This is a genomic window from Bacillus sp. LK2 (assembly GCF_001043575.1).
In the GTDB taxonomy this organism is placed as follows: Bacteria; Bacillota; Bacilli; order Bacillales; family Bacillaceae_G; genus Bacillus_A; species Bacillus_A paramycoides.
In genome coordinates, this window is sequence record NZ_LDUK01000004.1 from 46,422 (window position 1) to 65,069 (window position 18,648).

Sequence of the window (18,648 nt, forward strand, 5' to 3'; positions counted from 1 at the left end):
ATCTCTCCTCGTTTCATTTCTTACTTTAAGTATAAGAGAAGAGAGAGAGTTCAACTATCGAAGTACGTGACGTCTAAATTACATTGTTGTAAGGAAGTGTTGCAGTTTTGTCACTTTACTCGGCATTGATTACAAACTGATTATAATATTTTTCGTTCACATATATATTTAATACCCATAATCCAGATGAAGGTAATGACATTACGAGAGGAAGTTCTTTTATTGTAGTATCGACTATATTGGAAGTAGTCCAAGTTTGTTTGGAAGTTTCTTTTTGAAAGAGGATTGGTGTTGGAATTGTAGTACCTTGTTTTAACGCGATAATAGATAGTTTTCCGGTTGGCATTTCAGGATCTAGAAAGAACCACATTATTTCATTTTGTTCATTTGCGATGATGGGGCTATCAGCCATTGCGATTTTTCCTTCAATGCCCTTTAAAGGCATTTTTCCATCTACGAAGGATGGCGCTTCTTCCCAATTTACATCTTTTAAAACGCTAAGATGAAAAAAGGAAGGTGCGTTAATTTGAGAGGATGCCGTTGCTATTACTTCTTTTTTAGGCGCTTTTGAATCGGGTTGCGGTTGCGCACAGCCAGTAATGAGGAAGGAGAAAAGTAGCATAGTTCCGATTTTTTTCATGGTGCCACACTCCTATTTTTTATTGTTAGTGTAATTGTATTTGCTAGAAGGCGGGACAATTCCTTTAAATCATAAAAAGAGGTCGTAAGTTTTGTGCGACCTCTTTTGACATTATCTATACTTGTTCAGTTGTAAAGGTTTGCTCCCTCTCTTTTTGAGGCATCGTTAAAAAAATAACAGAAAGAACGATACATACACCGCCTAATAATTGATATGCTCCAAAAGATTCATTAAGCCAAGTAATTGAAACGATGGCAGCTACAAGTGGTTCAATGCTAGATAAAATACTTGTTTCGGTTGCTGCTAAGTATTTAAGACTACCGATATAAAGAAGGAAAGAAAGAGTGCCGCTTATAATGATAAGAATAAGCATAGAAAAAGTTTGGAGTGTGAAGGTTTGTGAAAGCTGATTCCATCCAAACGAATGATTGCAAATAAGCAATGCAATCCCTCCAATTAACATTCCCCATCCAATTACTATTGTTGTTCCACATTCCTTAATAAGAGAAGCCGGATGAAGGGTATAAAATGCAAATCCAACTGCTGTTAATAGGCCAAAAATAATGGCTGCTTTAGATAAAACAATATTTTCAATTGAGCCGTTTGTAATAATAAAGTATGTCCCTGTTAGAGCAGTTATAATTGCGAGTATTTGCATAGAAGCAGGTAATTTCTTTTGCTCAAAAGCAACGTAAATTGTAATAAGAACGGGACCTAGAAACTGAAATAGTGTTGCCGTGACGGCATTACTAATATGAACTGTTTCGATAAAAGCGTACTGGGCACCAAGCATGCCAAGAATAGAGAAAATTAAAAGCTGTATAAAGTGTTTAGGCTGTTTCCAAATGTGAAATATGTTTTGTTTTTTAATAAGCAAGAAGGATAAAATGAATATTCCTGCGAGTAACAGGCGAATTGTTAAAAAATCAATTGATGATACGTTAGTATGTTGAAATAGCCACTGAATCATGGGACCAGATAATCCCCATAAAGTAGCTCCTGTAATAATCATCATAAGTCCAATGCGTCTACTATTGTTCATTATCATGCATCTCCTCTCTAGTATTTGATTTTTTATGTGTGACATGATAAAAGGAATTATATATAACTTCTGGTACTGTAAAAAGTATCAGATTTTAGTTTTATTAAGGGGTCAGATATTATGTTAGAATTAACGCCTAATTTAAATATGAATAGTAAAAAGGCATTGTACGTGCAATTGTATGAGTATATAAAAAAAGAAATTAAAGATGGAACGATTCCGGCTTTTACGAAGTTACCAGCTAAGCGAAAGTTAGCAACACATTTACAAGTAAGTAAAAATACAGTAGAGGCGGCTTACGAGCAATTACTTGCAGAAGGTTATATTGAGTCAATTTCGAGAAAAGGTTACTTTGTGTGTGAAATTGAGCAAATGATTTCTGTAGAAGGAAGCGAAGAGAGAATAGGAGAGGTACCATTTCAGGAAAAGAATTATAAATTTGATTTTACACAAACAGGAGTCGATACGAATACTTTTCCGTTCACTATGTACCGCAAACTTATAAATGATGTATGGCAGCCACATAATAATGATTTGCTCTTTCTTGGGCACCCTCAAGGGGAAGTGAGCTTAAGAGAAGAAATTACGAACTATTTGTATGAATCTAGAGGTGTGCGTTGTTCAGCTAGTCAAATCGTATTAGGAGCGGGAACACAAATATTAGTGAAGTTACTATTTCAATTGTTAAAGGGAAGCAATTATGCCGTTGAAAACCCAGGGTATCATAGGAAAATGGTTGTTTTTGAACAGGGAGAAAAAAGAGTTCAAATGTTATCTTTAGATAGGGATGGAATTTGTATTGCAGATTTAGAAAATAGCGATGCAAATGTTGTATTTGTAACTCCTTCTCATCAGTTCCCGTATGGAATGATTATGCCTATCACGAGACGGATGCAGCTTTTACAATGGGCGAAGAAAGAAGAAGGTAGGTATATTATTGAAGATGATTACGATAGTGAATTTCGCTATTCAGGAAAGCCAATACCGGCACTGCAAGGGCTAGATGCGGATGGGAAAGTTATTTATATGGGTACACTATCTAAAGCATTGTTGCCATCGTTACGGATGAGCTATATGGTATTACCAAAGAATTTAATTAAAAAGTATCAAAAGGAATATTTGTTTTATACACAAAGTGTTTCAAGAATGGACCAAGAAGTGATTAGAAGGTTTTTAAATGAAGGACATTGGGAAAAACATATTCATAAAATGCGTGTCGTCTATCGAAAGAAGAGAGATCGGATTGTTTTTGAAATAGAAAAGTATTTTTCTAATCGTGTTGAAGTGATAGGGGAAGATTCGGGATTACACATTTTATTAAAAGTGCATAATGGAATGAGAGAAGAAGAATTAATTAAAGAAGCAGCAAAATATAGTATTAAATTATATCCTGTTTCTATGTACTATAAAGACGGTACTGCACCTGAAAATATAGTTTTACTTGGGTTTGCGATTTTATCAGAAGAAGAAATTGCGAAAGCGATTCAATTATTAAATACGGCATGGTTTACAAGAAAGTAAAAAAACATCCTCATACATGAGAGGATGTTTTTTATTATTTATTTTCATCTAGGAATAAGACCATATGCTCTTCATCCCAATATTGGCCGTTATATTTTAATGAGCGTTCTTGCACACCAAAAGTTTTAAAGCCTAATGACTCATAAAGTTTTTTTGCACCATCGTTGCCAACAACAACATCAAGCATAACTTGTTCTACTTCTAAAGATTTAGCAAGTTCAAGACATTCTTTAATAAGTGCTTTTCCTGCTCCAAGTCCGCGTGCTTTTGGAGACACGTATACTGAACCAATCTTTGCTTTATGTTCTTGTTTTACATATGGTTTCGTTTCCAATGTTGCAACTCCGATTAATTTTCCATCTTTAAATGCACCTAGTGTATAGTTTTCATCTTGTGCTAATTTTTGCGCTTTATATTCAATAGCACACTCTTTATTAATAATATCTTCATAAGAAGAGCTGAAAGCTTCAGGGTTTTGCTTTAATCCTTCTACGCGAAGTTCTAAGTAAATTTCCGCTTCGTCTTTTGTTAATACATGGATATCCAATTATATCACCCTCCAAATCTTTGACAAATGTACCTTTATTTTATATTGAAATAAGAATAATTTCAAAAGCTTAGCTTATAATGGCTAGTTTTATGAACAAAATAACACCAGTAGTGTTTACTACTACTGGTGATTTCACGCATATATTATTCAAATGGTAGCTCAATTATAAATTCTGTTCCAACGTTTAATTCACTTGTAACTAGAATAGAACCGTTATGAAGTTCTACAATTTCTTTTGCAACAGCTAGTCCGATACCTTTTCCGCCTGTAGCTCGTGTCCTAGATTTATCGACACGGTAAAAGCGATCGAAAATATGTAGGATATCTTCTTCAGGAATACCTTCTCCTTCATCTTGTACACTTATTGTAAAAGTATCCATATTTGTTCGTACACGTATTGTTATGGAAGTGTTTTCTGGTGAATGTTGATAGGCGTTATGCAGTAAATTTAACATAACTTGTTCCATACGTCTTTCATCTATACAAACTTCTAGGCCATCGTTACAGTATACATGGATTTTCATCTGTTTGTTTGTTAATGTTGTTTTTGTTTTTTCAACCATTCGCTCTAAGAATGGACTAAGGAGCATAGTTTGTTTTTTTATAACGAATTGGTGCTGCTCTAATTGTACAAGTATGAATAAATCTTGTATGAGATCCGTTATACTATCCGTTTCATCTTCGATAATCTGTAAATATTCTTCACGTTCTTCCTTCGTTAAAGAGTCTCTCTTTGCCACTTTCGCATAGCCTTTCATGTAGGTCAATGGAGTTAATAGTTCATGGGCAACGCTAGCGAGAAATTCATTTCGCTCTTTTTTCATATACGTAAGTTCACTAGATAAATCTTCAATGGTCTTAGCTAAACTTCCGAGTTCATCATTACGTTTAATTCCTAATTGAATTGGTTTATTCAATTTCGGCATTTTTTCTGTTGCTCTTTTCATTTTTATAAGAGGATCTGTAACAACTCGAGAAAAAACAAAGACAGAAATAGTTGTTAAAATAAGCGTTAAAATACTAACGATGATGAATTGATTCATAAGTCTAAGTAACATCTTTTCTAAGAAGGATGTTTTTAAGAACATGTGTAAGTTACCATTAAAGTCTTCTGTTTTAATCGGGCTTACTGTTGAGATGAATTTTGATTTTTTCCAGTTCTTCTCTACTATTAAGCCATCTCTTTCAACAGGTTGTGTATTGCAATGAAGTTGTTTTTGTATATCTTGTGTTACAGTCGCTGAGGAAGACATAATTTTTCCATTACTATCAGTTATAACAATAACTATTTCAGAATTAGTAAGTGCCTCTGTTTCCATTAAATCTTCAGCGGCATGTTCAATAGCGAAAGCAGGGGGCTCAGGGCGATTGAGACGTTCAGCATATTTTTTTCTCTCAGTGTATTTGTCGTATTTGCTCCATTTTGCACGCCGTTCAATCGTATCGCGATAGCGATTTCCTTTCTCTAAAAGAGAAAGGGTCTCTTCCTCAACCCGCATTTTTGAAAGGCTTTTATAAAAAGATACGAAAGCAATTGTTTCAATACATAAAGCTAATATTAAAAAGTATGTCCCAATTTTAAGGGAAAGTTTGCTCATTTTCTCACCATGCCTTATTTCATATAAAGGGCCAGTGGTTTACTATTATTGTCCACTGACCAAATTAATTATTCACTTTTCCATTTGTACCCGACCTTATAGACGGTTTCTAAGTAATCTTCAACTGGAAATCCTTTTTTGCGTAATTTATCACGGATATTACGAATATGTGAATCGATGGTTCTGTATTCGATGTCTGTTTGATAGCCCCAGATTTTTTCGATTAAATCGTCTCGGCTGTAAGCGCGGTTTGTATTTTGTAAAAACAGTCCGAGTAATGAAAATTCAATAGGAGTTAGGGAGATTTTTTCATCATAAACTGTAACAGTATGTTTCGTTTTATCCCACTCAATTCCATTGAAACTAACAAAGCCATCTTTCTTTGTGCGGCGTAATATGGCCTCAATTCGTGCAACCAGTACATGCTCATCAAATGGTTTTGTAATATAATCATCTGCTCCCATCGTCAGGCCTTTAATCATATCATAATTTTGGTTGCGAGCCGTTAGCATAATAATTGGAACGTTGGAAAGTTGACGAATTTGATAGCAAGTATCCCAGCCATCCATATTTGGCATCATAACATCTAATAAAATAATATCGAAGTCCTTTTGTTCAATTAATTCTAGCGCTTCAAGGCCAGATGTAGCCTTCATACAAAAATAGCCACGAGGGCTTAAGAGAAGATCTAGCAATCGTAACATACGTTCTTCATCGTCTACTAATAAAATTTTCACCATAATCTTGTGCACCCCAAACTATTCATTCTACTTGTATAGTTTACATGAAAATAATAAAAAACTCTTTTTATGTGATTGAATGGAAGTTTGATTTTTTCTTTCAGGGCAATTGACATAAAAAATGCACTAGTTTTGCACAACTCTTTTTTATAATAGAAAACGTAGCGACACAAAATACCCTATGTTGCGACATAACGTCATGTCATTTTATTTATAAAATGACAATTCCATTCTATTGTGTATGTGAGATAGAGAGGGTTTTCGTATTCACCTCGCATCGGATAAGAAAAAATTCCTATCTCACACTTTTTTTATTATAAAGGGGATTGTACACATGAGTAAAAAAGTAGAACGTTTACAAAAAGAAAAGCAAGATCGTAATGCGATTGTAATGTGTGTTGCGGTATCTATGCTTATTATGATAAGTTGCGTAAATAAATTTTTCGGGATTTTATAATAGAAAAAAAGCTTATTGCCTCTTAAGAAGCAATAAGCTTTTTTTATGCGTTCTATATAATAAACCAAGGTAGAATTGCTAACCCAGAAGTTACGATTGCTGTAGCAAATATTAAAACGATAGCTTGTTTGTTTTGTTTCATATCATATCACATTCTCCTCTATACACCAATTGAATGCTGTTCGTTCACTTTATATTTTTAGTATAACGAATGGAAAGGATTGGAACGATCGATAAAGGTGACATGAAAATTACATTATTGTAATAAAAAAAGCATCTTTATTAAAAAGATGCTTTTGAAAAGTTGACGTATTAATCATTTAAGAATAAAACCATATGCTCTTCATCCCAATATTGTCCGTTATGCTTTAAGGAACGTTCCTGCACACCGTAAGTTTGGAAGCCGAGGGACTCATATAATTTTTTTGCAGCTGTGTTATTGGCAACGACATCGAGCATGAGTTGTTCTACGTGTAATTTATCGGCATTTTCAATAATTGCTTTAATTAAAGCTCGTCCTGCTCCGAGTCCACGTGCTTTTGGGGAAACAAAAACGGAGCCGATTTTTGCTTTATGTTCTTGTTTAATAAAGGGTTTTGTTTCTAAAGTAGCAATACCGATTAAATCATTATCTTTGAAGACACCTAGAGTATACTTGTCCGGATTGCTTAATCGTTTTGCCATGGCAGCGACAGGGTCCTCATGTTTCAGAACATCCTCATAAGAAGAGCTAAAAGCTTCAGGGTTTTTTGTTAAACCTTCCATACAAACTTTTAAATATATTTCTGCGTCCTCTGTTGTTAATAAGCGAATTTCCATAGTTGTAACCTCCTTGGTTGATCCAAATTTAATTCATTATTTTCATAAGAGTGAGTATAGTTTTACTTTGTAAATGCACGCTGTGACTATTCTTTCTTAATTTGTAAAAGAATGAAAAGATTATGCTACTATGTTTTCATTTCTGTTTATGTAATGAAATTATATATTAACTTTGTTAACTATTCAATTGTTTAATATATTGTATTTTTATAACTAAAATAACTCCTATGTAAAGGAGTCATTTTGTATTTCGTATTTAATTTTTTGCTTTATACCCATCAATTCGTTCTGGATGTGTATAAATATTGCAAGATTCATTTCGAATAAATCCTACTACGGTAATACCTAAATCATGGGCAAGTTGCAGGGCCAGTTTAGTTGGAGCCGATTTAGATAGAACAATTTCGCATCCTATTTTTGAAACCTTTAGCAAAATTTCAGATGAGATGCGTCCGCTAAACGCAATGATTTTCCCTTGAACAGATATATTGTTTCGTAAACAATGACCGTATATTTTATCTAGCGCATTATGTCTTCCGATATCCATTCTTGATAAAAGAATGTTTTTTCGATCACATAGAGCGGTATTGTGCACACCACCCGTTTGGCGAAATGTAGTTGAAGATTGCTGTAAGGAAGTCATTAGGTGAAAACATTCTTCCGGAGTAATAGTTATATGTATATCATGTAACTTTTTTGCTTTTGCAGCATCATTGACGAAAACAAAACCTTGTCTACTTTTTCCGCAACAAGAAGTTACGTACCGTTTATTATATAAAGTTTGATAGAGCGGATTAATTTTTGATGATTTTACATGGACAATTCCGCTTTCTTTTTGAATCCATAACTCTTCAATATCTTTATAAGAAGAAATAATTCCTTCTGAAATTAAAAAACCGATTACCATATCTTCAATATAATTAGGAGTGCATACGACTGTTACGTATTCTTCGCTATTTAATTTAATTGTAATAGGAGATTCCGTAACAATCTCATCGGTTTGTTTTGAAAATGTACCAGATTGATAGCGTACAATTGTGTACGTTTCTTGAGTAGGCTCCATATTAAATTCCCCTTTATATGTATTTTCCTCCATATTTATCATAAAACATCGAAAAAATAAAAGCATCCACTAGAAGGTAGCAGATTATTTTGGTTATAATTGTATATTTACGATATAATAGATTTGTAGAGTAGTGACATTTATAAGCTTACGTAGTTATACCTTATAACATCTAGAATCGACTTCAAAAGGAAAGTATTTCAACAGGGCGTTTCAAAAATATGTACAGCAACGCAGTTTTGAAAACGGATTCATAACTGTGTTGTACAGTTAGTTGTAAGGAGAGGGGAAACTATGACAGAACAGAAAGTCCGTGTAACCGTTGATGGTAAAGAATTTTTCGCATCAGGTGAAAAGACGATACTTCAATTATTTAACGAAAGTAATTTAGAACATCCTCAAATTTGTCATGTACCAGAGGTAGATCCTATTCAAACTTGTGATACATGTATTGTAGAAGTGAATGGAAGTTTAATGCGTGCTTGTTCAACGAAGTTGGAAGATGGTATGCATATTGAGAGACAATCAACACGTGCGAAAGAAGCACAAACTGAAGCAATGGATCGTATATTAGAAAATCATTTATTGTACTGCACAGTATGCGATAACAATAATGGTAACTGTAAAGTGCATAATACGGTACATATGATGGGAATTGAAGAACAAAAGTATCCATATGAGCCGAAAGTGAGCGCGTGCGAAGTGGATATGTCCCATCCATTTTATCGGTACGATCCCAATCAATGTATTGCTTGTGGACAGTGCGTAGAAGTATGCCAAAACTTACAAGTGAATGAAACTTTATCAATTGATTGGAGTTTAGATCGTCCGCGTGTTATTTGGGACAATGGCGTGAGTATAAATGACTCATCTTGCGTGAGCTGTGGACAATGTGTAACAGTTTGTCCATGTAATGCATTAATGGAGAAAACAATGCTAGGAGAAGCTGGGTTCATGACTGGCTTAAAACCAGATGTACTAGATCCAATGATTGATTTTGTTAAAGATGTAGAGCCAGGATATAGTAGTATTTTAGCTGTTTCAGAAGTAGAGTCTGCAATGCGTAAGACGAAAATTAATAAAACAAAAACAGTTTGTACATTTTGTGGCGTAGGTTGTTCGTTTGAAGTATGGACGAAAGACCGCCAAATTTTAAAAGTACAGCCTGTATCAGATGCACCAGTAAATGGTATTTCTACATGCGTAAAAGGTAAATTCGGATGGGACTTTGTAAACAGTGAAGATCGTATTACAAAGCCGTTAATTCGCCAAGGGGATATGTTTGTTGAGGCTTCATGGGAAGAGGCTATTGAAGTTGTTGCATCTAACATGCAGCACATTAAATCAGAATATGGTAGCGATGCATTTGGATTTATTTCTTCTTCTAAAGTAACAAATGAAGAAAACTATCTTATGCAAAAACTAGCTCGTCAAATATATGGAACAAATAATGTAGATAACTGTTCACGCTACTGTCAGTCCCCAGCGACAGATGGTTTATTTAAAACTGTCGGTATGGGCGGAGATGCTGGGACGGTGAAAGATATTGCTGAGGCAGGTCTTGTTATTATTGTTGGCGCAAATCCAACAGAAGGACATCCTGTACTTGCAACGAGAGTGAAACGTGCTCATAAATTACATGAACAAAAACTAATTGTAGCAGACCTTCGTAAACATGAGATGGCAGAACGTGCGGATTTATTTATTCATCCGCGCCAAGGAACGGATTACGTATGGCTTGCTGGGATAACGAAATATATTATTGATCAAGATTGGCATGATAAAAAATTCTTAGCTGAAAATGTGAAAAACTTTGATGAATATAGCAAAATGCTAGAAAAGTATACGATTGATTATACAGAAGAAATTACGGGGATTTCTAAAGAGAATCTGAAAGAAATGGCTCGTATGGTATATGAAGCAGATGGTACTTGTGTACTTTGGGGAATGGGTGTAACTCAAAATACAGGAGGAAGTACAACTTCAGCTGCAATTTCAAATTTACTTCTCGTTACGGGTAACTATCGTCGTCCTGGTGCAGGTGCGTATCCATTACGCGGGCATAATAACGTACAAGGTGCTTGTGATATGGCAACATTACCGAACTGGCTGCCAGGTTATCAAGCAGTTTCAGATGATGTGCATCGTGCAAAATTTGAAAAAGCATACGGTACTACTATTCCGAAAGAACCAGGGTTAAATAATATTGCAATGTTACTTGCAGCTGAAGAAGGAAAATTGCGTGGTATGTATGTCATGGGCGAAGAAATGGCTTTAGTAGATTCGAACGCTAACCATGTGCAACATATTTTAGCGAACTTAGACTTCCTCGTTGTTCAAGATATGTTCTTATCGAAAACAGCTCGTTTTGCTGATGTTATTTTACCAGCAGCACCAAGCTTAGAAAAAGAAGGAACGTTTACGAATACAGAGCGCCGTATTCAAAGGTTGTATGAAGTATTGAAGCCACTTGGTGATTCTAAGCCGGATTGGTGGATTTTACAAAAAGTAGCTCGTGCACTTGGCGGGGACTGGAACTATGAAAGTCCAAGTGAAATTATGGATGAAATTGCATCGCTTGCCCCGTTATATTCACAAGCAACGTATGATCGTTTAGAAGGATGGAATAGTTTATGCTGGGGTAGCCACGATGGTAGTGATACACCACTATTATATGTAGACGGATTTAACTTCCCAGACAAACTAGCACGTTTATCACTAGATGAATGGGTACCGCCAGTAGTAGCGCCAGATGAGTATGATTTACTATTAAATAATGGCCGTATGTTAGAGCATTTCCATGAAGGGAATATGACGAATAAGTCGGCTGGAATTTTATCTAAAGTGTCTGAAGTATTTGTTGAGATTTCGCCTGAACTTGCTAAAGAGCGCAATGTGAAAGATGGTGGTCTTGTAGAATTAGCATCGCCGTTCGGAAAGATTAAAGTACAAGCGCTTGTTACAGACCGCGTAACTGGAAATGAGTTATATTTACCAATGCATGCGACAGTAAATGAAGAGGCTATTAATATTTTAACAGGAACAGCGACAGACATTTATACATGTACACCAGCTTATAAACAAACGATGGTGAAACTGCGCGTATTACGTGAAAAAGGAAATCGTCCATTACCATCTTCAAACCCAAGAGACAAAAAACGTCATCCGCAAAATGGTGTTGAAATTCAGCAAAAGTGGCAAAGAAAACAATACGTATCACTTGTGGATCAAAATTAGGGGGCGGAGATAGTGGCGAAAGAAATTACGTTAATTCAAAAGAAAGTTGTAACAGAAGAAGAGCAGAAACAACAGTTAGCAGATGAATTGTTAACAGAGTTAGCTCATAACCGTGAGGCAGTAGAAGAGACGATGCAGTTGTTAGTGCAGCTACAAAAAGCGGGGATTTTAGATGCGGCGATTAGTTTACTTGCTGCAAAAGAAGATGTTTCAAAAATAGCTGTTGAACAATTAAATCGTGAACCAGTAAAAAACGCATTAAATAATATGATGGGAGCCGGAGAAGCGTTGTCTTCAGTGGACCCAGAAATAACGAAACAAATAGCATCTAGTTTAGTCACTGGATTACAATTTGCAACGGATGAATTAAATAGTGGAAAAAAAACAAAGGTAATGGATTTCTTTAAGGTATTAAAAGATCCAGATATCAATAGAGCAATTACATTTGGTTTTAGCTTTTTAAAAGCATTCGGGCAAGGGCTAGAGAAAAAATAGAGGGAATGAAAAAAAGTGATGGGAAGTGGCCATCACTTTTTTTCATTGTATGTATAAGAGTGTTCATGTTAAGCGGAATATATTATTATTAAAAAGATGGATTGGAACTGGAAATGTGGAATCCATCTCAAATATCATTTTAGAATGTGGAGGAATATATGCAACACCGTAAAAGACTATCTATACCAGGGGTAATGAGACATTCCTTTCAAACAGTAAAATTTGCTTTTTGGAATGTGTTAACATTCCAACTCGTTTATAAATTGTTAGCAGCGATTGTGTTTATCCCACTCTTCGGTATTATTTTTAATAAGTTATTGTACTTTGGTGGTTATGCAAATGCGACAAATGATGAGTTATTAGCATTTTTGAAAACACCATACGGAATTTTGGCGATTGTAATTTTATCCATACTAGCATTGTTTCTTATTTTTACAGAGTTTGCAGTGCTTATTATTATTTCGTACTTCGCTCATAAAAGACAAAAGGTGAAATTACGGCCGATTTTATATAAAACGGTAACGTATTTGCCAACTCTTTTCACATATTGCTTACCGGGATTTATTTTATATGCTGTCGTATTGTTACCTCTTTTAAATATGGGATATGAAACGGCATTAATCCCTCAAATTCAAATTCCTAACTTCATTACAGGAGAACTGTTTAAGACAACGATGGGACAAGTTGGTTATTACACGTTCTTTGCTGTAGTTGCGTATTTAAACCTTCGCTGGATTTTTGTTTTACCTATTGTTGTTTTAGAGCAAAAGCCATTTCGCATGGCAGCACGTAAAAGTGCAACGTTAGTAAAAGAAAGCTTTTTTAAAGTACTATTCTTTTTAGTAGGTTTTTTCATTTCAATAGGAATTGTGTATGTTGTATTTTTAGGAATATATTTATTGTGTCTATGGGGTGTTTATGAATTTACAAATCCGAAAGGAACATTTGCATTATTAGCTGAATCAACAATGTCTGTATTTTTAACGAGTACATTGTATTTATTTAGTTTTATCGTGACGCCATTTTATATTATGGCGATTACGCGATTGTATTTGCAAAAGGTTCCGGTTGAAGATGTTTTACTAGAAGAAGGATTAGATTATTCAAAAACGAAAGCAGATAAATGTTTCTTCCAAAAACATCGTTGGAAATTTATTGGCGTATATATTGTGGGGATTATTACTGCTGGAATGGTTGTTGCCTTCATTGTAACGTTTATTTCAAATTCGTATAAAGAACCGATTATTATGGCGCACCGTGGATATATATCAAAAGGTGTAGAAAATACGAAAGAAGCTGTGCAGGGTGCAATTGATGCAAAAGCAGACTACGCTGAAATAGATGTATTACAAACAAAAGACGGTGAACTAGCGGTTATACATGATTTGAAGTTAAAACGTCTTGCCAATGCGAATGTGCATGTGTCAGATTTAACGATGGATGAGTTAAGGCAGCTTACTCTTAGTCAAGACGGATTTTCAGGGCAAATAAGTACACTTGATGAGATCATTAAGCTGGCAAAGGGAAAAATTAAACTCAATATTGAAGTGAAGCTTCATGGGGGCGAGAAAGATTTTGTAAACAAAGTATTAAAAACGATTAAAGATAATGACTTTGAGAAGCAGTGTGTAATTCAAACGTTACATTACCCGCTTATTAAAGAGTTTAAGCGTGCAAATCCAGATATAAAAGTAGGATATATACTTTATGCAAGTAGAGCTAACTTAAAGAATGTGAAGGCTGATTTTTATGTAGCAGAAGAATATATGCTAAATAAGAAATTAGTAAAAGAAGCAAGGAAGTTAAATAAGCCAATTTACGTATGGACAGTGAACAATATGGAAAGTTTAAAGGCATATTATAAGTTAAACGTAGATGGTATCATTACCGATTATCCTGAAGACGCACGTGAAACAATTAAGATGTTAAAAGAACAAGAAGCGGAAGAAAGTGATCTGTTTGATAAAATTACAGAAACGACAGAAGATTTATTTTCAAAGTTATTTATAAGTTATCCAGCTGCTGGCTAAATGCTAGTAGCTGTTTTTTTGTGAAAAGAATATATTTCTAAAGTATTGTACAAAGTAATAAGTGTATATGTATACGTCATTGCTTAGTTTTTTTACATCGTTAAATTATTGTCAAATAATAAATAATTACTATGCATTTTAAGTAGGTATAATAAAAATAGAGTGATAGATAATGAAATGGTACGAAAGACCCAATAGAATCAATGTTTTATATATTTACACTATTCTAAATATATAAACTTTAAAAAAATGATATGTTAGCGTTTTCATAACTTTTAAGTTATGCTAGAATAAGGACATAAGTTATTAATTATTAAAAAAAGAAAAAAGAATTCCTTTTTTCTGTTAATTATAAGGGGGCATTTCATTATGCGTATTGGGGTACCAGCAGAAATTAAAAACAACGAAAACCGTGTGGCAATGACACCAGCAGGTGTTGTACATTTAATTCGTAACAATCACGAAGTATTCATTCAAAAGGGTGCAGGTTTAGGATCTGGTTTCACAGATGCAGAGTATGTTGAAGCGGGAGCAAAAATTGTTGATACAGCTGAAGAAGCTTGGAACATGGATATGGTTATGAAAGTTAAGGAACCAATTGAAAGCGAATACAAACACTTCAGCGAAGGTTTAATCTTATTCACATACTTACACTTAGCTCCAGAACCAGAATTAACAAAAGCGTTAATCGAAAAGAAAGTCGTTGCTATCGCATACGAAACAGTACAATTAGAAAACCGTTCTCTACCATTACTTGCACCAATGAGTGAAGTAGCTGGTCGTATGGCTGCACAAATCGGTGCGCAATTCCTTGAGAAGAACAAAGGCGGTAAAGGTATCTTACTTGCAGGTGTTCCAGGGGTTAAACGTGGTAAAGTAACAATTATCGGTGGTGGACAAGCTGGTACAAATGCTGCTAAAATTGCAGTTGGACTAGGTGCGGATGTAACAATCATCGACTTAAGTGCAGAACGTCTTCGTCAATTAGATGACATTTTCGGAAACCAAGTAAAAACTTTAATGTCTAATCCTTACAATATTGCAGAAGCTGTAAAAGAGTCTGATCTTGTAATCGGTGCAGTATTAATCCCAGGTGCAAAAGCGCCAAAACTTGTAACAGAAGAAATGATTAAATCAATGGAACCAGGTTCTGTTGTTGTAGATATCGCGATTGACCAAGGTGGTATTTTCGAAACAACTGACCGTATTACAACTCATGATAACCCAACTTACGAAAAACACGGCGTTGTTCATTATGCAGTTGCAAACATGCCAGGTGCGGTTCCACGTACATCAACTCTTGCATTAACAAACGTAACAGTACCATATGCAGTACAAATTGCTAACAAAGGCTACAAAGAAGCTTGCCTAGGCAACTCTGCATTACTAAAAGGTATTAATACATTAGATGGCTTTGTAACATTCGAAGCAGTTGCAGAAGCTCATGGTGTAGAGTACAAAGGTGCTAAAGAATTATTAGAAGCAGAAACAGTATCTTGCTAATAGAAGCATTATACAAAACAAAATCGAACAATATATAATACAACATGATAAGAGCTAAGAGATAATACCTCTTAGCTCTTCTTAGTAAAAGGGGGCATACATCGTGGCCAACCTATTTAAAAAGAAATCCGTTACGCAATTGTTAGGGGAAAGTAAAAGTAAAACTTTGACGAAAACGCTAGGGGCATTTGACCTAACAATGCTAGGGATTGGTGCGATAATTGGTACAGGAGTTCTAGTATTAACGGGATTAGTAGCAGCAAGAGATGCTGGTCCGGCGGTTATTTTTTCATTCATGATTGCAGCAATTGTTTGTGGATTTGCAGCTTTATGTTATGCAGAGGTTGCATCTACACTTCCTGTTTCAGGTAGTGTGTACACATATTCCTATGCGACAATTGGCGAGTTTGTAGCTCATTTAATGGGATGGACATTATTGTCAGTATACGTTGTAACGACTGCCGCAGTAGCTGGTGGATGGACAGGTTACTTCCATAACTTAATAAGTGGATTGGGACTTGAAATTCCAAAAGCATTGTTAACGATTCCGGCGCAAGGTGGTATAGTGAACTTACCCGCAGTTATCGTTACATTGGTTATAACTTGGTTATTATCACGAGGTACAAAAGAAAGTAAGCGTGTGAATAATATAATGGTATTAATTAAAATTGGTATTGTTGTTTTATTCATTGCAGTTGGTGTATTCTACGTGAAACCAGAAAACTGGATACCATTTGCACCGTACGGCTTAAGTGGAGTCTTTGCCGGAGGAGCAGCAGTATTCTTCGCTTTCTTAGGATTTGATGCATTAGCAACTTCTGCTGAAGAAGTAAAAAATCCGCAACGTGATTTACCGATTGGGATTATTGCTTCATTAGTCATTTGTACAATCATTTATGTTGTAGTTTGTCTCGTTATGACAGGTATGGTTTCTTACAAGGAATTAGATGTACCTGAAGCTATGGCTTATGTACTAGAAGTTGTAGGACAAGATAAAGTGGCTGGTGTAATTGCTATTGGAGCTGTAATTGGTATTATGGCTGTAATTTTCGCATACATCTACGCTACGACACGCGTATTCTTCGCTATGAGTCGTGACGGTTTATTACCAAAATCTTTCGCGAAAATTAACAAGAAGACAGAAGCGCCAACATTTTCAGTTTGGTTAACGGGAATTGGTAGTGCTTTAATTGCTGGATTTATCGATTTAAAAGAATTGTCGAATTTAGCGAATATTGGAGCATTATTAACATTCGCGATGGTTGGTGTAACTGTTATCATTCTTCGCAAAACGCATCCGAAATTACAACGTGGATTTATGGTACCGTTTGTACCGATCTTACCGATTATTTCAGTTGCATGTTGTCTATTCTTAATGGTAAATTTACCGTTAACGACATGGATATACTTCGGTGTTTGGTTAGCACTTGGAGTAGTTGTATACTTTGTATATTCGAAAAAACACAGTCATCTAAAAGAAGATGGAAGTTCGCAAGATAGTTTAGAAAAAGCTAATTAAAGGGATATAAGATAGTAAGCCTTGTGCGTCTAGGGAGCGCGCAAGGCTTTTTCTTTTTGGGGAAATAAAGGATACCAATGTTAATTTGTCGAATTTTTATGTCGGAATATGAAAAAGGGGTGTCAAGATGGAGACGAAAGTTGTCGTTGGAGCAGAGGGATATAATAATAACCCAGGGTGGTTACATACGAATGAAGAAGAATTAAATTTATTAAAAAGAGAGATGTGGATTAATAAATTTCAGCCGAATTCTTTATTAGCAATTTTAGCTGAACATGTATGGGAACATTTATCGTATGAGGAAGGCATAGAAGCAGCTAAAATATGCTATGAGTTTTTACAAGATGATGGTTATATTCGTTGTGCGGTTCCAGATGCGTTTTTTCCTGATGAAGAATATCAGCGAGGTGTACAAGTAGGGGGACCGGGCCCAGTAGATCATCCGGCTGCAAGCCATAAAATTGTACATAATTATAAAACAATCACATCCATGTTTGAATCGGCAGGTTTTCAAGTGAAGCTTTTAGAGTACTGTGCTGAGAATGGGGAATTGCATTACAGTGATTGGAATGAGCAAGATGGTTTTATTTATCGCTCGAAACGCTTTGACCATAGGAATCAGGATGGAAAGTTAGGCTTTGCTTCTTTAATTGTAGATGCAGTGAAAGTTAAGAAATGAATAAAAGAAAACTGTCCAAAAAGATATTTTGGACAGTTTTCTTTATTATATAGGTTGCTACTATTATCAATCTTTGTCGGTAAATCGATATTCCTTGTCGAATCGTTGATATCATATCTTTTGTTATGGTATTGCTGTAAATAGAGAGGGATGTACTCTGGCTGAAAGCTCGGCTTATGGGATATCTCTTTTTGTATGAAGAATACAGCAAATGCGGAGAATATTTATATGCCTATTTTGAAATGTGAACGAAATGTTCAAAAAAATATAGCAGATTTTATTGACACATATGAATAGGCGCTCATATAATGAAAGTATAAGATATATGAATGATTGTTCATATGTTCAATTGAAGAGGTGAGCTATGATGGCTGGAAATAAAGTGGAAGCACAACAAGAAATTTGTTCTCAAACGGTAATTCATGAAGAGGTTATTGATCAAGTAAAAGAAACAATTCCGACGGATGAAAGTTTAAGTAAAGTAGCAGAATTGTTTAAAGTATTAGGTGACCGTACACGTACGAGAATATTACATGCGCTATTTGAAGCTGAAATGTGCGTTTGTGATTTAGCTTATTTATTAGGAATGACACAATCCTCAATTTCGCATCAACTTCGTGTATTAAAACAAGCGAAGCTTGTGAAGAACCGTAAAGAGGGAAAGGTTGTTTATTATTCATTAGCTGACCAGCACGTAATTCATATCTTCGAGCAAGCGTTTGAACACGTAAACGAGGAAGAATAAAAACGTGAGG

16 protein-coding genes are annotated in these 18,648 nt (G+C 35.1%); 9 read left to right on the top strand and 7 right to left on the bottom strand.

The features are described 5' to 3' along the window. Nucleotides 1–115 precede the first annotated feature (115 nt). A complete protein-coding gene (locus VK90_RS04235; protein ID WP_048370660.1) occupies nt 116–640 on the bottom strand; it encodes a DUF4871 domain-containing protein in 525 nt (174 codons plus the stop codon). 115 nt (nt 641–755) lie between these two features. Next, a complete protein-coding gene (locus VK90_RS04240; RefSeq protein ID WP_002174802.1) occupies nt 756–1,682 on the bottom strand; it encodes a DMT family transporter in 927 nt (308 codons plus the stop codon). 120 nt (nt 1,683–1,802) lie between these two features. Between VK90_RS04240 and pdxR the strand changes: the two genes are divergently transcribed. After that, nucleotides 1,803–3,203: a MocR-like pyridoxine biosynthesis transcription factor PdxR gene (gene pdxR / locus VK90_RS04245; RefSeq protein ID WP_048370662.1), complete on the top strand. Its 1,401-nt coding sequence runs from the start codon at nt 1,803–1,805 to the stop codon at nt 3,201–3,203. 34 nt (nt 3,204–3,237) lie between these two features. On the opposite strand, the gene VK90_RS04250 is transcribed toward pdxR, so the two are convergent. The 3 genes from VK90_RS04250 to VK90_RS04260 form a co-directional block, all read right to left on the bottom strand. Next, complete coding sequence (locus VK90_RS04250; protein ID WP_000351212.1) at nt 3,238–3,750, bottom strand: GNAT family N-acetyltransferase; 513 nt, start codon at nt 3,748–3,750, stop codon at nt 3,238–3,240. 146 nt (nt 3,751–3,896) lie between these two features. Continuing rightward, nucleotides 3,897–5,351 (bottom strand): HAMP domain-containing sensor histidine kinase, encoded by a 1,455-nt coding sequence (locus tag VK90_RS04255; RefSeq protein ID WP_048370665.1) that lies wholly within the window; start codon nt 5,349–5,351, stop codon nt 3,897–3,899. Between the two features lie 68 nt (nt 5,352–5,419). Next, complete coding sequence (locus VK90_RS04260) at nt 5,420–6,091, bottom strand: response regulator transcription factor (protein ID WP_048370667.1); 672 nt, start codon at nt 6,089–6,091, stop codon at nt 5,420–5,422. Between the two features lie 334 nt (nt 6,092–6,425). On the opposite strand from VK90_RS04260, the gene VK90_RS31040 reads away from it, so the two are divergent. Then, nucleotides 6,426–6,548 (top strand): hypothetical protein, encoded by a 123-nt coding sequence (locus VK90_RS31040; protein WP_002029704.1) that lies wholly within the window; start codon nt 6,426–6,428, stop codon nt 6,546–6,548. A 312-nt stretch (nt 6,549–6,860) separates the two neighbouring features. Here the strand turns inward: VK90_RS31040 and VK90_RS04265 are convergent, their stop codons facing one another. Then, nucleotides 6,861–7,367, bottom strand: a complete 507-nt coding sequence (locus VK90_RS04265; RefSeq protein ID WP_002174808.1) for a GNAT family N-acetyltransferase — start codon at nt 7,365–7,367, stop codon at nt 6,861–6,863. 256 nt (nt 7,368–7,623) lie between these two features. Further along, entirely contained in the window at nt 7,624–8,430 is an 807-nt protein-coding gene (gene fdhD, locus VK90_RS04270; RefSeq protein WP_002174809.1) for a formate dehydrogenase accessory sulfurtransferase FdhD, read from the bottom strand. 294 nt (nt 8,431–8,724) lie between these two features. Between fdhD and fdhF the strand changes: the two genes are divergently transcribed. From fdhF to VK90_RS04305, 7 genes are all read left to right on the top strand, one after another. Next, complete coding sequence (gene fdhF / locus VK90_RS04275; RefSeq protein WP_048370669.1) at nt 8,725–11,667, top strand: formate dehydrogenase subunit alpha; 2,943 nt, start codon at nt 8,725–8,727, stop codon at nt 11,665–11,667. 12 nt (nt 11,668–11,679) lie between these two features. Further along, nucleotides 11,680–12,162, top strand: a complete 483-nt coding sequence (locus VK90_RS04280; protein WP_025149763.1) for a DUF1641 domain-containing protein — start codon at nt 11,680–11,682, stop codon at nt 12,160–12,162. Nucleotides 12,163–12,320: 158 nt separating this feature from the next. After that, nucleotides 12,321–14,192 (top strand): glycerophosphoryl diester phosphodiesterase membrane domain-containing protein, encoded by a 1,872-nt coding sequence (locus VK90_RS04285; RefSeq protein WP_048370671.1) that lies wholly within the window; start codon nt 12,321–12,323, stop codon nt 14,190–14,192. A gap of 369 nt (nt 14,193–14,561) precedes the next feature. After that, nucleotides 14,562–15,695, top strand: a complete 1,134-nt coding sequence (gene ald, locus VK90_RS04290) for an alanine dehydrogenase (protein ID WP_048370673.1) — start codon at nt 14,562–14,564, stop codon at nt 15,693–15,695. A gap of 103 nt (nt 15,696–15,798) precedes the next feature. Then, nucleotides 15,799–17,214, top strand: coding sequence for an amino acid permease (locus tag VK90_RS04295; RefSeq protein WP_048370675.1), 1,416 nt, complete (start codon nt 15,799–15,801; stop codon nt 17,212–17,214). 127 nt (nt 17,215–17,341) lie between these two features. After that, nucleotides 17,342–17,893 (top strand): class I SAM-dependent methyltransferase, encoded by a 552-nt coding sequence (locus VK90_RS04300; protein ID WP_048370677.1) that lies wholly within the window; start codon nt 17,342–17,344, stop codon nt 17,891–17,893. Nucleotides 17,894–18,260: 367 nt separating this feature from the next. Then, complete coding sequence (locus tag VK90_RS04305) at nt 18,261–18,638, top strand: ArsR/SmtB family transcription factor (RefSeq protein ID WP_002174816.1); 378 nt, start codon at nt 18,261–18,263, stop codon at nt 18,636–18,638. The last annotated feature ends 10 nt before the right edge of the window (nt 18,639–18,648 follow it).

Excerpts from the sequence above, each read along its gene's own strand:
- VK90_RS04300 (WP_048370677.1), top strand. The coding sequence starts at position 17,342 with ATGGAGACGAAAGTTGTCGTTGGAGCAGAGGGATATAATAATAACCCA.
- fdhF (WP_048370669.1), top strand. The coding sequence starts at position 8,725 with ATGACAGAACAGAAAGTCCGTGTAACCGTTGATGGTAAAGAATTTTTC.
- fdhD (WP_002174809.1), bottom strand. The coding sequence starts at position 8,430 with ATGGAGCCTACTCAAGAAACGTACACAATTGTACGCTATCAATCTGGT.
- pdxR (WP_048370662.1), top strand. The coding sequence starts at position 1,803 with ATGTTAGAATTAACGCCTAATTTAAATATGAATAGTAAAAAGGCATTG.
- VK90_RS04240 (WP_002174802.1), bottom strand. The coding sequence starts at position 1,682 with ATGAACAATAGTAGACGCATTGGACTTATGATGATTATTACAGGAGCT.
- VK90_RS04305 (WP_002174816.1), top strand. The coding sequence starts at position 18,261 with ATGGCTGGAAATAAAGTGGAAGCACAACAAGAAATTTGTTCTCAAACG.
- VK90_RS04260 (WP_048370667.1), bottom strand. The coding sequence starts at position 6,091 with ATGGTGAAAATTTTATTAGTAGACGATGAAGAACGTATGTTACGATTG.
- VK90_RS04235 (WP_048370660.1), bottom strand. The coding sequence starts at position 640 with ATGAAAAAAATCGGAACTATGCTACTTTTCTCCTTCCTCATTACTGGC.
- VK90_RS04255 (WP_048370665.1), bottom strand. The coding sequence starts at position 5,351 with ATGAGCAAACTTTCCCTTAAAATTGGGACATACTTTTTAATATTAGCT.
- VK90_RS04285 (WP_048370671.1), top strand. The coding sequence starts at position 12,321 with ATGCAACACCGTAAAAGACTATCTATACCAGGGGTAATGAGACATTCC.
- VK90_RS31040 (WP_002029704.1), top strand. The coding sequence starts at position 6,426 with ATGAGTAAAAAAGTAGAACGTTTACAAAAAGAAAAGCAAGATCGTAAT.
- ald (WP_048370673.1), top strand. The coding sequence starts at position 14,562 with ATGCGTATTGGGGTACCAGCAGAAATTAAAAACAACGAAAACCGTGTG.
- VK90_RS04265 (WP_002174808.1), bottom strand. The coding sequence starts at position 7,367 with ATGGAAATTCGCTTATTAACAACAGAGGACGCAGAAATATATTTAAAA.